This is a genomic window from Halomonas sp. AOP7-B1-5, from assembly GCF_052353045.1.
Classification (GTDB): Bacteria; Pseudomonadota; Gammaproteobacteria; order Pseudomonadales; family Halomonadaceae; genus Vreelandella; species Vreelandella colorata.
The window spans coordinates 1-13,997 of record NZ_JBQTDC010000044.1 but is presented as its reverse complement, the minus strand read 5'-3'; the positions used below and the strand labels follow the sequence as shown (position 1 = coordinate 13,997).

Sequence of the window (13,997 nt, the reverse complement as noted above, 5' to 3'; positions counted from 1 at the left end):
TATTATCGCTACCGCTAAATCAGCTAGCTTCGCTTTTTTATCCCCACGCTTGCTAAAAAACCGAGGCGGCCTGCGCGCCGCCAGTTCATACTAAAGTCTACAGCATACGACCAACGGCTTATAAACGAAAGTGGTAGCATGCTCTCTCCTTATGATTAGCAAATTGCTAATAAATTCATGCTGTAGCGCCAGGAGAGGCGGATGGGAATGTCATTATCGAATTGGCGCCATTGGGTACCATTACTAGCAGGTCCACTCCTTTTTATATTGATTCAGCTAATACTGCCCGACACGCTGATTGATCCAGCGCCGCGGACAGTTCTCGCCTTAACGGTTTGGATGGGCACCTGGTGGGTAACCGAACCCGTTCCGATTCCCATTACATCGTTCTTACCCATGCTAGTACTGCCCCTAAGTGGCGTAATGGTGCTGGATGAAGCCGTCGTCGGCTACGCCAACCCGGTTATCTATATGTACATGGGCGGGTTTATTTTGGCGATTGCCATTGAACGTTGGAACCTACACCGGCGCATTGCGCTGGCCATTGTCAATCGTATTGGCAACAGCCTGCGCAGCATTGTACTGGGGGTTTTGATTGCCTCGGCCTTTTTATCCATGTGGATCTCAAACGCCGCTACGGCACTTATGATGCTGCCTATTGCGGTCGCGCTTACCAATGAGCTCGACGAACGCGACCAATTTGATCGTGATCAGCGCGATAGTTTTGCGCGTATTTTGCTGCTAACCGTTGCTTACTCCGCCTCCATTGGTGGGCTAGCAACGATTATCGGCTCGGTACCCAATGCCATCGTGGTAGCTATGATTCCCCAGTTTTTTGAAGGCGTGGAAATCAGCTTTCTACAGTGGATGATATTTGCGCTGCCGTTAACCCTGATTCTACTGGCGGTGCTGTATGTCTATCTCACCCGACTGTATGCCAAGGTACCCAATACGCCGCTTGAGATTGATTTTGTCGCTCAGGAACTGGCGTCTCTAGGCCCCATGACCCAGGAAGAAAAACGCGTCTTAGGCGTATTTGTGGTAACCGCCCTTGCCTGGGCGTTACGCGGCTGGCTGGCACCGTTTTTTGATTTACCCATTAACGATACATTGATCGCGGTAACTGCCGCCATTGCGCTGTTTGTAATTCCCGCTCACAACGAAAAGCGCGCCCTGCTGGTGTGGGACGATATGAAAAGCTTGCCCTGGGGGCTGTTCATTCTCTGGGGTGGAGGCATGACGCTGGCCGCAGCATTTGTCGCAAGCGACTTAACCGGCTGGATCAGCAATCAGCTTCAACTGCTGGATGGGGTGAATTACTTCTGGCTACTGTTGATTATGGTGCTGTTGATGCTGTTCCTGACCGAGATTATCTCGAATACAGCGACTGCCAATATGGCGCTACCTATCACCGCAGGCATGGCCGCGGCCATTACTACCGGCAACCCATTAGGCTTAATGGTGGCGGTTGCGCTGGCGACGACCTGTGCGTTTATGCTGCCCATTTCAACGCCACCCAACGCGGCTGTTTTCTCAACAGGGCGTATTACTATTAAGCAAATGGCCACAGCAGGCTTTGCCATGAATATAGTAAGCGCCATTGCTATTACGCTGTTTGTTTATTTTATTATGCCGCTACTACTGCCTTCGCCTTAAATAATAGGGTACGGTTTACAATTTTTTAACTGCAAAAAAAACCCCCGGCCATGCTTGGCCGGGGGTGATTAGTTCGTCCTTAATCCTGCTCCATGAACATCCTGTTCATGCTTCCCTGTGTACCGCAAATATCCTTATCTGCTCTTCCGTCATACGCTTTCCTTGCGTCATGTGCTTACAATGGACCTTAAAGCGTTTAAGTTATCTAACCCAGGTTATGAAAAGTTAAAAATAATAATTTTTTACAAAAATATAATTCACATTCTAACTAGTTTGTTTTTCGAAATAAAACCCATTAGCTAAGCCAATATTGCTAAAATTATTTAAATAAAAAAAGATAGCTAAACCTTATATCTTTTTGATCTTACAACTAACTAGAAAAATCAACTTAATACTTTTTTATAGGTAAAACTAATATTATGCTTAGTCATACAGTTACATATTAAAAAATAATTACCAAAAGTCAAGGTATATTAAAAGACTCATTAAAAAGTTGTTCAATCAACTAATTAGCAATCAAACCAGCGTTTGAATGCTAGCTATAATGAATATCTGCAATATAGTTAGGTATCCGTAAATTAATTTTTGTAACGGCTTTTCTTGACTTGCGGATGTATCCGCCTGTTTATAAAAACGCCTCATTTCTTTGATCGGCACTGCCCCTCGCACCGCCCAGCACCCTATGCTTTGGTATCATAGAGCGCTGTGAGGCCAAACAAAAAATAAACCACCCCCACAGATAAGGATCATATTTTGCAAATGATACGCCCTATTTTCGCTTTGACGCAGTATCGCAACGCTTTCGTACAACAATGTTACAATTTTTACTTGTACATTGTTTAACTATTCTCTATTGTTTGTAGTGTTCGCGGCAAGGAAACCGCACACAAGGGAATGACGGCTCAGGAAGAGCAACGCAACATCAGGGAAGAGCAAGGTAACAAAAAAGCGTCCTCAGCTGAGGGCGCTTTTTTTGTGCGTAGCCATCTGCCGCCCTTCTCCCAAAAGCAAAAAAACGCTCGATCTGCGCTATCATGGCCGCTTTGATTGATAGCTATTAAGTGAGCGTGCCGTGAACATCGATGCACGAACGTTTTATCGCAACGGGCCAGCCCATCGTCAGCATGAGCCCAGCAACTTTGCGCTTATTCGGCGCCAGTTTGATTTTCGCTCCATCGAGATTGGCCGCTGGGTAACGCCTAATGAGCGCGACCGCGCAGCAACGCTGTTTCATGATGCATTGTGCGATTTGATGTTGATTCTACAAGGGCCAGAGACGTTGGTGTCATTACGCGGCTCGCTCGCGTTGCAATATGGCAGCGGCGGGAGGCCAGGAGTCGCGGCCCATTATGACCCAGGCCAGCGCAGCTTTGCGCTGGCGAAAAATGCAGGCCCTGGGAGCATCGCGCACGAGTGGTTCCACGCCTTTGATCACTATATTGCGCAGAAGTGTTTCAAGGGCCTATCTCGCGATATGTTTGCCTCGACCGCCTGGCTGGCTGATGCCCCTCCTATTCCCCACCCTCTTAACCAACGCCTGATGGACTGCTTTACGGCCATTCTGCTACAGCCCGGCGGCAAACAGCCCAGCGAGCTTTTCCAACACTCGGCTGCGATGGATCGCAAACTGGGACAAGTGTATTACAGCAAACCCGAAGAGCTATGCGCCCGGGCGTTTGAAGCCTTTGTGCAGGATGCCCCAATCAAGAACCACTTTCTGGTCAAGGGCACCAAAGCCACGCCAGAGGCCGAGCTTGGCCTTTATCCACAAGGCAGCGCCCGCAAGACTATCAATACAGCTTTTCAAGAGTACTTCAGCCAGTTGGGCAGCGCCTTGAACCGCTTGGAATAAATCAGGGCCAACCAGCCGCTTAATTGCCCGGCTGGCCTGGAAAAGGAATAAACTCGGTATTGTCATCAGGCGGGAGCTGGAAGCGGCCGTGTTCAAAATCGCCTTCAATCCAGGCTTCCTTGGCGGCTTCAAGCTTCTCTTTGGAAGAAGCGACGAAGTTCCAGGACACATAGCGTGGGCCGTTGAGCGTTTCGCCACCCAGCAGTACCAACCGCGCGCCGCGCTCGCCTGCCGTGACGGTAATCGGGTCGCCTGGGCGGAACACCATCATCCGGCCTTCCTCGAACACTTCGCCTGCGATGATCACACTGCCCGAGGTAATGTAAATCCCGCGGTCTTCATGGTCATCAGGAAGCGGCAATTTAGCGCCCGGCATCAGGGTGGCATCGGCGTAAAACATTTCCGAGAAAGTCTGTACGGGGGCTTTTTCGCCCCAGGCCGTACCCAGAATCAAACGCACCTCTTTGCCTTCACCTTGCAATAGCGGTAGGGCTTTTTGGCCTTGATGCTCAAAGGTGGCGGGCTTGTCTTCATGCTCTTCGGGTAGCGCCACCCAGGTTTGAATACCAAACAGTGAATGCGGCGACTGCTGACGCGTAACGGGGCTCGTGCGCTCTGAATGGGTAACGCCATTGCCAGCCACCATCCAGTTGACCTCTCCTGGGTAGATCATTTGGTTGGTGCCCAGGCTATCGCGGTGCTGAAATTCCCCCTTATAAAGATACGTAACGGTGGCCAGTCCAATATGCGGATGGGGGCGAACATCGATCCCGCCTTCGGTCAAGAACTCAGCTGGTCCCATCTGATCGAAGAAGATGAACGGACCCACCATCTGCCGCTTGGGTGCAGGCAGCGCACGGCGCACTTCAAAGCCGCCCAGATCACGCGCGCGAGGGATAATCAGCGTTTCGATATCCTTAAGGTTACCCGCTGATGGGCATTGGGGTTCAATCGTCGGCATCCAACTCATGTGCTGCACTCCTCAATGATAGCGTGGGCAAGGCGGCCCGGCTTTTTAGTGATTGCTTATTACTTGTTTCTTACGCCAGGCTCAGCGAAACATCCATGGCGCTACCAGTCGCACAACGCGTGGCATGACGACATACACCACCAGCCCTACAATCGTGGCGGCCACAAATCCGTGCCGGATTCCCCACGTACTCAATAGTGGAAACGCTTCAAAGATAGGCGCCCATAAAAACGGCACTAACATGGTCAGCGGCCAGATCACCGCGGTCGTTACCACCCACTGCTTCCAGCGAACCGGCTGCTTGCTTGGGGCCGCCCCAGCGGTATGAAACCAGTAATCGATCCCGCTACTGATCTCGATTTCCTCTTCCTGACGAAACGCCGGCAGGATATCGCGCACCAATGCCTGACGCTCTTCCGATTCAAGCCAGCGTGCAGCCTCTTCGGAAGATGCAAAGCGCAAGGCAATCTCGAAATCGTGCTGGCCTTCGGTCGGCCTTAAAATATGCACCCCTTGGTGGCCCGGGTACTGGCTAGCCGCCTGGATGATTCTACGTAGCCAGGCTTCATATTCGCTTCGCGCACTGGGCTTGACGCGATGACAAATTTTCAGCGTAACGCTGTTCGCGGCTTGGGCTGGGCTGGAACCCTTACTTGAACCCGTACTTGAACCCGTACTTGAAACAGTTGTTGAAACAGGCTCTTGTGACATTATGAAGCTCCCGTTATCGGTGCAGATAAACGCACCGTGCTGCCCCAACGGAAAACAAGCCACCGGAAACACGCGCCGCCAGTGGCTCTCCGTGATTACTTGCTCGTCAGCGTGCTGTAGCTGTTCATCAGGTTGCGATAATCGGGAATATGGTTGGCGAACAAGGTGCCCAGGCCTTCAACATCGTTGCGCCAGTCGCGGTGCAGCTCACACGCAGCGCCAAACCAGTTCATCATTTGCGCACCGGCGTTGGACATACGATCCCAGGCGGCATCACGCGTCATGGCATTGAAAGTGCCCGAGGCATCGGTGATCACAAACACGTCAAACTCTTCTTCCAGGGCGGAAAGGGCTGGGAAGGCAACACATACTTCCGTCACGACACCGGCAATAATCAGCTGCTTCTTACCGGTCGCTTTTACGGCTTTCACGAAATCTTCATTATCCCAGGCGTTAATTTGGCCAGGGCGGGCGATATAAGGCGCGTCCGGGAAGAGTTCTTTTAACTCGGGCATTAACGGGCCGTTGGGGCCATTTTCAAAACTGGTAGTGAGAATAGTCGGCAGGTTGAAATATTTGGCCATATCGGCCAGGGCCAGCACGTTATTTTTAAAGCGGTCAGGTTCAATATCACGAACCAGTGAAAGCAGGCCTGCTTGATGATCAACTAACAGTACGGCAGCGTTATCTTTATCGAGACGAACGTAAGGTTTTGACATGATCCACTCCTGATACTCAGTTAATGGAGCCATCAGCATTGGCAGCTCCGGTTGGCCTTGCGACTTACGAAACTGAGTGTAAGCGGTCGCCAGCCCGATGATTAGATGGGAAAATCACGACACACCGTTTCATTTTGAGAACGATAATGACAATTCCCAATCTCAATGACCTTTATTACTTTGTACAAGTGGTGGACCACGAAGGCTTTGCACCGGCGGGTCGCGCCCTGGGTATTGCCAAGTCAAACCTTAGCCGGCACGTTGGAGAGCTCGAAAAACAGCTAGGCGTGTTATTACTGCACCGCTCGACGCGACATTTACGCATGACCGATATCGGCCAGCGCTATTACCTGCACTGTAAAGCCATGCTGAAAGAGGTCGAGGCCGCCCAGCAGGTGATTGAAGAGAGCCAGACAGGCCCCTGCGGTACCATTCGGCTAAGTTGCCCCACAGGGTTACTCCACTTCCATGTTAGTGCCATGCTGGCGGAGTTCATGGTGCTCTACCCCCAGGTACATATTCATCTAGAAGCGGCCAATCGCCATGTCGACCCGCTGACCGAAGGGGTCGATATTGCCATTCGTGCCCGCCCTTTGCCGTTTGAAGATAGCGATCTATTTCACAAAGTATTATCTGATAGCAGCCAGTGCCTGGTGGCGAGCCCCAAACTGCTTAGCCAATATGGCACCCCGCAAGCGCCTGGCGACCTTACCCGCTTCCCAAGCATTAGCCGGGCAAGGCCCATCGAGCAACACTCCTGGCGATTGCAGCGCGATGAGCAAATTGAGGTGATCGAGCATTCGCCGCGTTTAATCACCACCGATATGACCGCCCTATACCATGCCACGCTGGCAGGCGTGGGCATTGTGCAGCTGCCCAAGCTGGTGCTCCCCGGCGCCATTGAATCCGGCCAGCTGGTGCTCGTGTTACCGGAATGGGAACTTCGCCAGGAAGTGATTCACGCAGTTTATCTGGCCCGCCGGGAGCTACTTCCCTCTGTTCGCGTGCTGCTGGACTTCATGGCCGAACGCTACGCCAAGCTAAAGCTATAGCTAAGCCGACAACGCAATTACATAACACTGGGGGTCGGGTCTATGCTGATGAGTACCAACATAGGAGGTGCAATATGTCTCAGCAACAGTGTGCATGCCCCAAGTGCGATTGCGCAGTGGATAGCCAAGCCATAGAGAAAAATGGTCAAAAATTCTGTTCCGAGTCCTGCGCCATTGGCCATACGGATGGCTCAACAGGCTGTGGCCATAACTGCAGCTGCGGTAAGTAACCGCTTAGCAAAGCAATTTTATTCGTTAAGCGATCGCGCCCGGCAGCCTCTGCCGGGCGCTTTCTTTTTAAGGTATCACCCACCCTGCATTTCACGGCGCTTGAACGATATCACTTTGCTATCGTGCGAAAACGAACCCGATGCGCTAAGCTGAGAGATCATCCAAGCCACTTACAAGGAATGTAAAATGCCTTCTACTACCGTTATTGTCGTTGTTGTTGTCGTTATTGCCGTACTGGGTATTGGTTTCAGCGGCGGCCTGCCGTTCTAATCAATCGACAACAATCAGGTTTATAAGGCGGATGGGAGAACCCAACTTCCACCGCCTATAAAAGAAAAGCCCGCTGAAAAAAATCAGCGGGCTTTTTGCTTTTCTTCGTAAAAGCGGTGCTTCGATGAGTACTAAATCGCTGGGTTCCGAAGAAGCAGCGACTCAACGCATCACTTGTAGCGTTCTAGCCAATGAGCATAGGGCGCAGGCAAGGTCCAGGAAGCACGTTCTACCCCCAGCTCCTGGGCAGCGAGGTAGGGCCAGTTAGGATTAACCAGATGCGACCGGCCAATCATCGCCAAGTCCAACTGGCCACTCTTGATGGCTTCTTCAGCAACGCTCGGCGTACCGAAGCCCCATGCGGAGGCCACGGGGATTCCCGCCTCGCGCCCTACCCGCTGGGCAACATCGCCCATAAAGCCCGCGCCCCAAGGGATGTTGGCATCAGGAATGGTGAAGCCAATACTCACGCTAAGCAGATCCAGCCCACCATCTTTGAAGCGACGCGTCAGCTCGATAGCCTCGGCCAGGGTCTGCTCGTCGCGCCCGTCGTATTCGATAACCCCCAGACGCGCGGTCAGCGGCAGGTGCTCTGGCCATACCTCACGAACCGCGGCCAGGGTCTCCAACAGGAAGCGGCTACGGTTGTCGAAGCTGCCGCCGTAGGCGTCATCACGCTGGTTGGAGTGATCAGATAAGAACGTCTGGGCCAGATAGCCATGGGCAAAATGCAGCTCCAGCCACTCGAAGCCGGCATCGTGCGCACGACGAGCGGCCGCCACGAAGTCCTCGCGCACCCGGGCAATGTCTTCAAGTGTCATGGCCTTCGGCTGTTTATCCAGATGGGCGCCAAAGGCAACCGCTGACGGGGCAATGGTCTGCCAGCTACGCGGATCATCTTCGCTAATATGGGCATCGCCTTCCCACGGGCGGTTTGCGCTGGCCTTGCGCCCGGCGTGGGCAATCTGAATACCCGGCACGGAACCGGCCGCTTTGATCGACTCCACCACCGGCACGAAAGCTTGGGCAAGATCGTCATTCCAGATACCGGCGCAGCCGGGAGTGATACGGCCTTCCGGCGACACGGCAGTTGCCTCGACCACCACCAGCCCCGCTCCACCGCGTGCTAGGGAAGCATAATGCACGCGGTGCCAGGCGTTAATCAGGCCATCTTCCGCTGAGTACATGCACATGGGCGGAATCGCGATACGGTTACGCAGGGTGACGTCTTTAAGTGTGAAGGGTTGGAACAGCGCAGACATTAAGGTTTCTCCAAAGGGGCTATTACTTAATTTCGATAATATTCGAACTATGGGCAAAGGGCAAATTCGTGTATGATTTATCCATGCGCCCTTTCAAACATCCCCCCGTTAGCGAGTTCGTTCTTGAGCGTTTGCTTTACGCCTTGAGCGACCCTGTTCGTCTGGAGATTGTCCGGCGCCTTGCCACATTAGGTGAGGCAAGCTGCGGCGAGCTGGACGGTGGCCGCCCGAAATCCACCATGTCGCATCATTTCCGGATATTGCGCGATGTCGGGTTGGTAAACACCCAGACCGTGGGCACGACCCATATGAACTCGTTGCGTAAAGATGATGTGGATAGCCGATTCCCAGGCTTGCTGGAGGCGATCCTGTCCCAGCCTGAATAGTGGCTGTACGCCATGGCCGCCACTTTTACTCGGTGAATGACACGCGGCGGATGGAAAGACTCGAATTCCTACGCCCACCAAAAAAGCCCGCTGATTTTTTCTCAGCGGGCTTTTTGATTAGTGACCTCTTCGCTTAACCAACTATTCGTTCAGTTTCTCGGGTTTGGGTGGGGCACCTACTCTCACTTCGCTGAGATCCTCATGAGACAGGCCGCGCAACAGTGAGAACATCATTATAAACACCAGAATAAACATCGGCAGGCCAACAACGGTGATCACCTGCTGCAAGGCGGTAAGCCCCGCATCACCCGCCAGCACAATCAGCATGGCCGCCAGCATGCCTTCCGAGACACCCCAGAAGACACGCTGTTGCCATGGGCCAGGGTCTGCGCTGCCGGTACACAGCATATCGACCACCAACGACGCAGAATCCGATGAGGTGGCAAAGAAGATCGCCACGACCACCACCGCCAACCCCTGGATTAACGTAGCCGCCGGGAAGTTATCAAAAAACGCGAACATGGCAAGCGGGATGCTTTCCGCCACGGCGGTGGACAAGACCCCGGCCTGATCGCCCATTGCTTCCCGTGCGGCAGTCCCAATCCCATCAATCTCCATGGCCGACCAGCCAAAGATCGCAAACCACACCAGCGTAAAGATAGACGGCGCGAACAGTACACCGAGCACAAACTCTCGAATGGTGCGCCCACGGGAAATTCGCGCCACAAAGATGCCGATGAAAGGCGACCACGTGACGGTCCAAGCCCAATAGAACACCGTCCAACTGCCCTGCCATCCCCAACCGCTGCCGTCGGTGCTGGTATAGCGCGCTAGCGTGTCATTCCAGAACGCCATCGGTAGCAGGTTGGTAATGTAGAGGCCAAAGGTTTCGACCACGGCACGCAGCAGAAAAACCGTCGAGCCGGTAAACAGCACAAACATCAGCAGACCAACCGCCATGCCGATATTGATATTGGAAAGCAGCTTCACGCCGGAATCCAGCCCCGCCACGATTGACCCAACGGCAACGGCTGTCAGCACAGCGATAATGGTCACTTTGATAAACACCGAATCCGGCACACCCAACAGCTCGGTTAGCCCCGCATTAATCTGCTGCGTGCCCAAGCCAAGGGAGACTGCCACACCAAACAACGTACCCAGAATGGCAAAGATATCCAGAGTTTTACCGATAGGCCCGTGAATGCGCTCGCCCAGCAGCGGATAGAATACCGAGCTAAAACGCATCGGTAAGTTGTAACGATAGATAAAGTACGCAAACGCCAGCCCCGGCATGGCGAAAATCGCCCAGGTATGCAGCCCCAGATGATAGATCGAAAAGCTCATGGCATCGTCGGCGGCTTCTACCGAAAAGGGTTCAACACCCGGCCTAGGAGGCGTGGAGAAGTGGGAAATAGGCTCAGCAACCCCCCAGAACATCAACACCGTACCGATACCGCCTGCAAACAGCATGGTAAACCAGGAGACATTGCTATAGGCAGGCTTGGCATCATTGCCGCCCAAGCGAATCGCCCCGTAACGGCTGATCGCCACCCACAGCAAAAACGCCACCCAACTGGTCACCCCTAAAATAAAGAACCAACCAAGGTTAGTAACCACCCACTCCCGCCCCGCACCAAAGGCTTCCCCTATAGGCCCCGGCGCAATCAACAGCGCTATTAGGAACAGCACCATAATGCCTGCGGAAGTGAAAAAAATGGTCGGATCTGTTCGAAGTCCAAGCTTTTTGGCGAGATTATTGAGCATGTGCGTTCCCTTTGTCTTTACAACAACATAGGGGTTATGGGCTGATTGCGCCAAGGTGTTAGAAAAATTCCAGGTTTCCTGGCGAGAGACACAACAAGCTTTTGGGTATGTTGCCTGCCAATGGATAAATTTGAATAGCGGTCATTGAGAGAAATGATGCGAGTAAATATTTTGGCTAGATGGTTTCGCCCTTAGCAGACAGTCAGAAACTGCTCACTAGTGGATTAGGCAGCACTAACGGTATGCACTTCCAGGTTCACCTTGAGGGATTTACGCACCGCGCCAATAATCGCAGCAAGATTATCCATGCTCGGATTCCCTGAAGGGGTTAGCATCCGGTGTAAACTCTTGCTGGGCTTGCCTGTTTGCTGAGAAAGTGCTTCAAAGCCCACTGTAGCATTCACCAAATCGCGGAGCATCAGGCGGGCGGTATCTGGCTCGTCATTAAGAAATAACGTTACCGCCTCATCTAGCATCGCTTTCGCAAAAGCGGGATCACGCTCAACGCGCGCTGCAATGGTCGCTTTAAAATCACGGGTCAGGGCCATGCTACTTTCCTCCTTTCTTCATTTGGCGTTTGCGCTGTTTATAGCGGTCGCGTAGCGCCTTGGCATTGTCGATATCGGCTTGTTGGCGTTTTTTGGTACCGCCGCCAAATAAAATAATCAGTTGCTCGCCGTCTTAGGCCAGATAAATACGATATCCCGGCCCCCAATCGATACGGTATTCACCGATACCATCGAACCACTTAATGCGAGATGTATTGCCCATCGACATACGATATTCAGCGGTCGCGACCTTCGCGGCCGCCTGTGCATCTAACCCTTCAAACCATGCTTGATAAGGGCTAGAGCCATCGTCGTCGAGAAATTCTTTAAGCTCAATCTTCATAACACTAATGGTAACTTATTTGTTACCAAACACCAAGCCGCTAGCTAGATGCTTACAGCGATCAGCACCGAACGCGCCTGGCTAACCGGTTGCCTGCCACTGGATAAACTTGATAGCGGTCTTTGAGAGAAATGATGCGAGCAAACATTTTGGCTAGATGGTTTCGCCCTTAGCAGACATTCAAAAACTGCTCACTAGAGCCTTACCCAAACAGTGCCAGGAAAAAGCCAACGTTACTTTTTATAAAGGCCGCAGATTCTTCACTCCCCAATACCTTGGGCCACCAACCAAAGAAAATACCTATCTGGATTACGCCAATGATGCTACCAATGACGCCCGAGACAATACCGACAATAACCTCGATTTTTCCAAGTGATTTTTTAATCTTGGAGCCATTAGAGTTTGCCTCAAAGCTAGTCACCTTGCGCCTATCAGCTACCGTTTTCCATTGATGCCAGCAGGCAAACCCAAACCCACAGAAAATTAAAGCACAAACAAACCACCATGGTGTATTGGCAAATACGTTGTATAGATGCTCCATATTCATGCCCTTAATCTCAGAAAATCAGATTTCTTGAGGATAAATTTGTCTGCATATTTAATGTACTTATGTCACACGTATCGATAACTCTTCATTAACCAGACTCTAAAAACTTCAGTGTAGCTTAGCCGAATAAAACCAGTAGTCGTGTCAATTGTATGCAAGAGATGGCCATGCTAAGCATTTTTATCGTCGCCACGCAGAATGTGCTGATTGCCCCACACAAATCATTCTCTCGGTATCAACAGTTTCCCGGTGGTTTTAGAATTACGCGTTATCCCACCCTTTTCTCCTCCATAAACATCGCGCCGGGCTTTTGTCCTGCGCAATCGGAGTAAGGCTACGATAAACGGGAGCTGTCCTGGTTTTTTATAATTTGGCTGCCTCTCCGAAATAAGGCCCACTTAAAATTTTCATTCATTACTATCCTGATAATTTTATTGACATTCGAATTAAAATTCGCTTTCGTGGGTTAGATACCTTAAAAAAATAATTATGGAATCCATATGAGCGAAGCCCGTCCTGATTACACATCGCAGGGAAAATATGCCCGGTTAATCCCCACTCTGGCTGACAGTAAAAAAGAGGAGCGCGCAACTTCAATACTCTTGGCAGCGCTGATGTCGGTATATGAATTTCGAAAAGCGATGCTTCAGTCCATCAACAAACGTGTTGGAGAACGCACAAAGCTTGAGGCTTGGACCGAGGTGGTTTTTAAAAACGAAACCCCAATAAACCAAAAAAAGAGTCCGGATGACCGACCTGACGGGCTTGTCGTTCTAAACACTGGCCGAACGAAGTGGCATGCTTTGGTTGAAGCCAAGGTAGGCAGCGAAACTGTTGGAGAAGACCAGCTATTAAAATATATAAAACAAGCCAAGGAACACGGCATTGATGCCGTTATCACTATCACGAATCAGTTTGTCGCATTTCCGACCCACCACCCTGTGACCATTCCCAAGAAGCATTTACGCTCGGTGGAAATTTTTCATTGGTCATGGACCTACATAGTGACCATGGCCCAACTGCTTCTCGCGCAGGACAAAATAGAAAGTCAGGACCAGCGATTCATTCTGCATGAAGTAGTAAAATATCTTGAAGACCCCGGCAGCGGTAAGGCAGGCTTCACCAGCATGAACTCTGAATGGAAAACCGTGGTACAGAGTGCTTTTAACAACACCAAGCTTAATAAAAACTCAGAAGAAGTGCTGAAAACCGTTGGCAGCTGGCATCAGGAGCAACGCGAACTGTGCCTTCAAATGTGGCCTTTGGTCGGAGAAAAGGTAGAGGTTAAACTCCCTAGAGCTCATCGGAATGATCCAAAACAACGACTAGCGGATGATTGTGAAAGGCTGGCATCTGAGCACCTTCTCATAAGTAACATTGATATACCCAATGCTGCATCCGACCTCACAGTAACCGTCGATCTGACGCGCAAATCGATTACCTGCAGCATGCGGCTTGAAGCACCTAAAGATAGAAAAAGCACCTCAGCAAAAATAAATTGGCTCACCCGGCAGCTGCCCAGCAATGAAAAGAGCCCTGCCATCAGCATAAAAGCTATTCGCAAAGGCCAAGCTTTAGCAACGGACAAGCCTCTAGAAGAAGTAAGGAAAAACCCAAATATTTTGGATGTAGAGAATACTGACGCTCAACCTGTCGCATTCGAAGTATTTACCTCGATAGACCTAG

The 13,997-nt window shown here is 51.4% G+C and carries 14 protein-coding genes; 6 read left to right on the top strand and 8 right to left on the bottom strand.

What is annotated here, in order from left to right; all coding sequences use genetic code 11:
- The first annotated feature begins 207 nt into the window (after positions 1 to 207).
- Positions 208 to 1,656 carry an SLC13 family permease gene (locus ACT3XD_RS16810; protein WP_225736275.1) on the top strand — a complete coding sequence of 483 codons (1,449 nt, stop codon included), beginning with the start codon at positions 208 to 210 and terminating at the stop codon, positions 1,654 to 1,656.
- A 1,072-nt stretch (positions 1,657 to 2,728) separates the two neighbouring features.
- Entirely contained in the window at positions 2,729 to 3,508 is a 780-nt protein-coding gene (locus tag ACT3XD_RS16805) for a CLCA_X family protein (protein WP_192539287.1), read from the top strand.
- A gap of 19 nt (positions 3,509 to 3,527) precedes the next feature.
- On the opposite strand, the gene ACT3XD_RS16800 is transcribed toward ACT3XD_RS16805, so the two are convergent.
- The 3 genes from ACT3XD_RS16800 to ycaC all read right to left on the bottom strand — a co-directional run bounded on the left by ACT3XD_RS16800 (position 3,528) and on the right by ycaC (position 5,908).
- The gene (locus tag ACT3XD_RS16800; RefSeq protein ID WP_192539286.1) at positions 3,528 to 4,478 is read right to left on the bottom strand and encodes a pirin family protein; all 951 of its coding nucleotides are present in this window, start codon (positions 4,476 to 4,478) and stop codon (positions 3,528 to 3,530) included.
- Positions 4,479 to 4,559: 81 nt separating this feature from the next.
- The gene (locus ACT3XD_RS16795; RefSeq protein WP_192539285.1) at positions 4,560 to 5,189 is read right to left on the bottom strand and encodes an antibiotic biosynthesis monooxygenase; all 630 of its coding nucleotides are present in this window, start codon (positions 5,187 to 5,189) and stop codon (positions 4,560 to 4,562) included.
- Between the two features lie 95 nt (positions 5,190 to 5,284).
- Positions 5,285 to 5,908: an isochorismate family cysteine hydrolase YcaC gene (ycaC, locus tag ACT3XD_RS16790; protein ID WP_192539284.1), complete on the bottom strand. Its 624-nt coding sequence runs from the start codon at positions 5,906 to 5,908 to the stop codon at positions 5,285 to 5,287.
- A 146-nt stretch (positions 5,909 to 6,054) separates the two neighbouring features.
- Between ycaC and ACT3XD_RS16785 the strand changes: the two genes are divergently transcribed.
- A complete protein-coding gene (locus ACT3XD_RS16785) occupies positions 6,055 to 6,960 on the top strand; it encodes a LysR substrate-binding domain-containing protein (protein ID WP_192539283.1) in 906 nt (301 codons plus the stop codon).
- Positions 6,843 to 7,190, top strand: coding sequence for a hypothetical protein (locus tag ACT3XD_RS16780; protein ID WP_318782778.1), 348 nt, complete (start codon positions 6,843 to 6,845; stop codon positions 7,188 to 7,190). The genes ACT3XD_RS16785 and ACT3XD_RS16780 overlap by 118 nt, the downstream gene beginning before the upstream one ends.
- A 441-nt stretch (positions 7,191 to 7,631) precedes the next feature.
- Here ACT3XD_RS16780 and ACT3XD_RS16775 read toward each other — a convergent pair whose 3' ends face one another.
- The gene (locus ACT3XD_RS16775; protein WP_192539281.1) at positions 7,632 to 8,723 is read right to left on the bottom strand and encodes an NADH:flavin oxidoreductase/NADH oxidase; all 1,092 of its coding nucleotides are present in this window, start codon (positions 8,721 to 8,723) and stop codon (positions 7,632 to 7,634) included.
- Positions 8,724 to 8,806: 83 nt separating this feature from the next.
- Here ACT3XD_RS16775 and ACT3XD_RS16770 point away from each other — a divergent pair, with 83 nt between their 5' ends.
- Positions 8,807 to 9,109 carry an ArsR/SmtB family transcription factor gene (locus ACT3XD_RS16770; protein WP_018916678.1) on the top strand — a complete coding sequence of 101 codons (303 nt, stop codon included), beginning with the start codon at positions 8,807 to 8,809 and terminating at the stop codon, positions 9,107 to 9,109.
- A gap of 141 nt (positions 9,110 to 9,250) precedes the next feature.
- Here ACT3XD_RS16770 and ACT3XD_RS16765 read toward each other — a convergent pair whose 3' ends face one another.
- From ACT3XD_RS16765 to ACT3XD_RS16750, 4 genes are all read right to left on the bottom strand, one after another.
- On the bottom strand, positions 9,251 to 10,873 hold the full coding sequence (locus tag ACT3XD_RS16765; protein WP_192539280.1) for a BCCT family transporter: 1,623 nt from the start codon (positions 10,871 to 10,873) through the stop codon (positions 9,251 to 9,253).
- 224 nt (positions 10,874 to 11,097) lie between these two features.
- Positions 11,098 to 11,421 carry a helix-turn-helix domain-containing transcriptional regulator gene (locus ACT3XD_RS16760; protein WP_192539279.1) on the bottom strand — a complete coding sequence of 108 codons (324 nt, stop codon included), beginning with the start codon at positions 11,419 to 11,421 and terminating at the stop codon, positions 11,098 to 11,100.
- 133 nt (positions 11,422 to 11,554) lie between these two features.
- Entirely contained in the window at positions 11,555 to 11,764 is a 210-nt protein-coding gene (locus ACT3XD_RS16755; protein WP_225736274.1) for a hypothetical protein, read from the bottom strand.
- Between the two features lie 202 nt (positions 11,765 to 11,966).
- Entirely contained in the window at positions 11,967 to 12,311 is a 345-nt protein-coding gene (locus tag ACT3XD_RS16750) for a hypothetical protein (RefSeq protein WP_192539278.1), read from the bottom strand.
- A gap of 500 nt (positions 12,312 to 12,811) precedes the next feature.
- On the opposite strand from ACT3XD_RS16750, the gene ACT3XD_RS16745 reads away from it, so the two are divergent.
- On the top strand, positions 12,812 to 13,997 hold a 1,186-nt coding region (locus ACT3XD_RS16745; protein ID WP_444280616.1), incomplete at its 3' end, for a hypothetical protein.

Bases quoted from the DNA above. Each gene is read 5' to 3' on its own strand.
- ACT3XD_RS16810 (WP_225736275.1), top strand. From the start codon at position 208: ATGTCATTATCGAATTGGCGCCATTGGGTACCATTACTAGCAGGTCCA.
- ACT3XD_RS16800 (WP_192539286.1), bottom strand. From the start codon at position 4,478: ATGAGTTGGATGCCGACGATTGAACCCCAATGCCCATCAGCGGGTAAC.
- ACT3XD_RS16795 (WP_192539285.1), bottom strand. From the start codon at position 5,189: ATGTCACAAGAGCCTGTTTCAACAACTGTTTCAAGTACGGGTTCAAGT.
- ycaC (WP_192539284.1), bottom strand. From the start codon at position 5,908: ATGTCAAAACCTTACGTTCGTCTCGATAAAGATAACGCTGCCGTACTG.
- ACT3XD_RS16785 (WP_192539283.1), top strand. From the start codon at position 6,055: ATGACAATTCCCAATCTCAATGACCTTTATTACTTTGTACAAGTGGTG.
- ACT3XD_RS16780 (WP_318782778.1), top strand. From the start codon at position 6,843: ATGGGAACTTCGCCAGGAAGTGATTCACGCAGTTTATCTGGCCCGCCG.
- ACT3XD_RS16775 (WP_192539281.1), bottom strand. From the start codon at position 8,723: ATGTCTGCGCTGTTCCAACCCTTCACACTTAAAGACGTCACCCTGCGT.
- ACT3XD_RS16770 (WP_018916678.1), top strand. From the start codon at position 8,807: ATGCGCCCTTTCAAACATCCCCCCGTTAGCGAGTTCGTTCTTGAGCGT.
- ACT3XD_RS16765 (WP_192539280.1), bottom strand. From the start codon at position 10,873: ATGCTCAATAATCTCGCCAAAAAGCTTGGACTTCGAACAGATCCGACC.
- ACT3XD_RS16760 (WP_192539279.1), bottom strand. From the start codon at position 11,421: ATGGCCCTGACCCGTGATTTTAAAGCGACCATTGCAGCGCGCGTTGAG.
- ACT3XD_RS16755 (WP_225736274.1), bottom strand. From the start codon at position 11,764: ATGAAGATTGAGCTTAAAGAATTTCTCGACGACGATGGCTCTAGCCCT.
- ACT3XD_RS16750 (WP_192539278.1), bottom strand. From the start codon at position 12,311: ATGAATATGGAGCATCTATACAACGTATTTGCCAATACACCATGGTGG.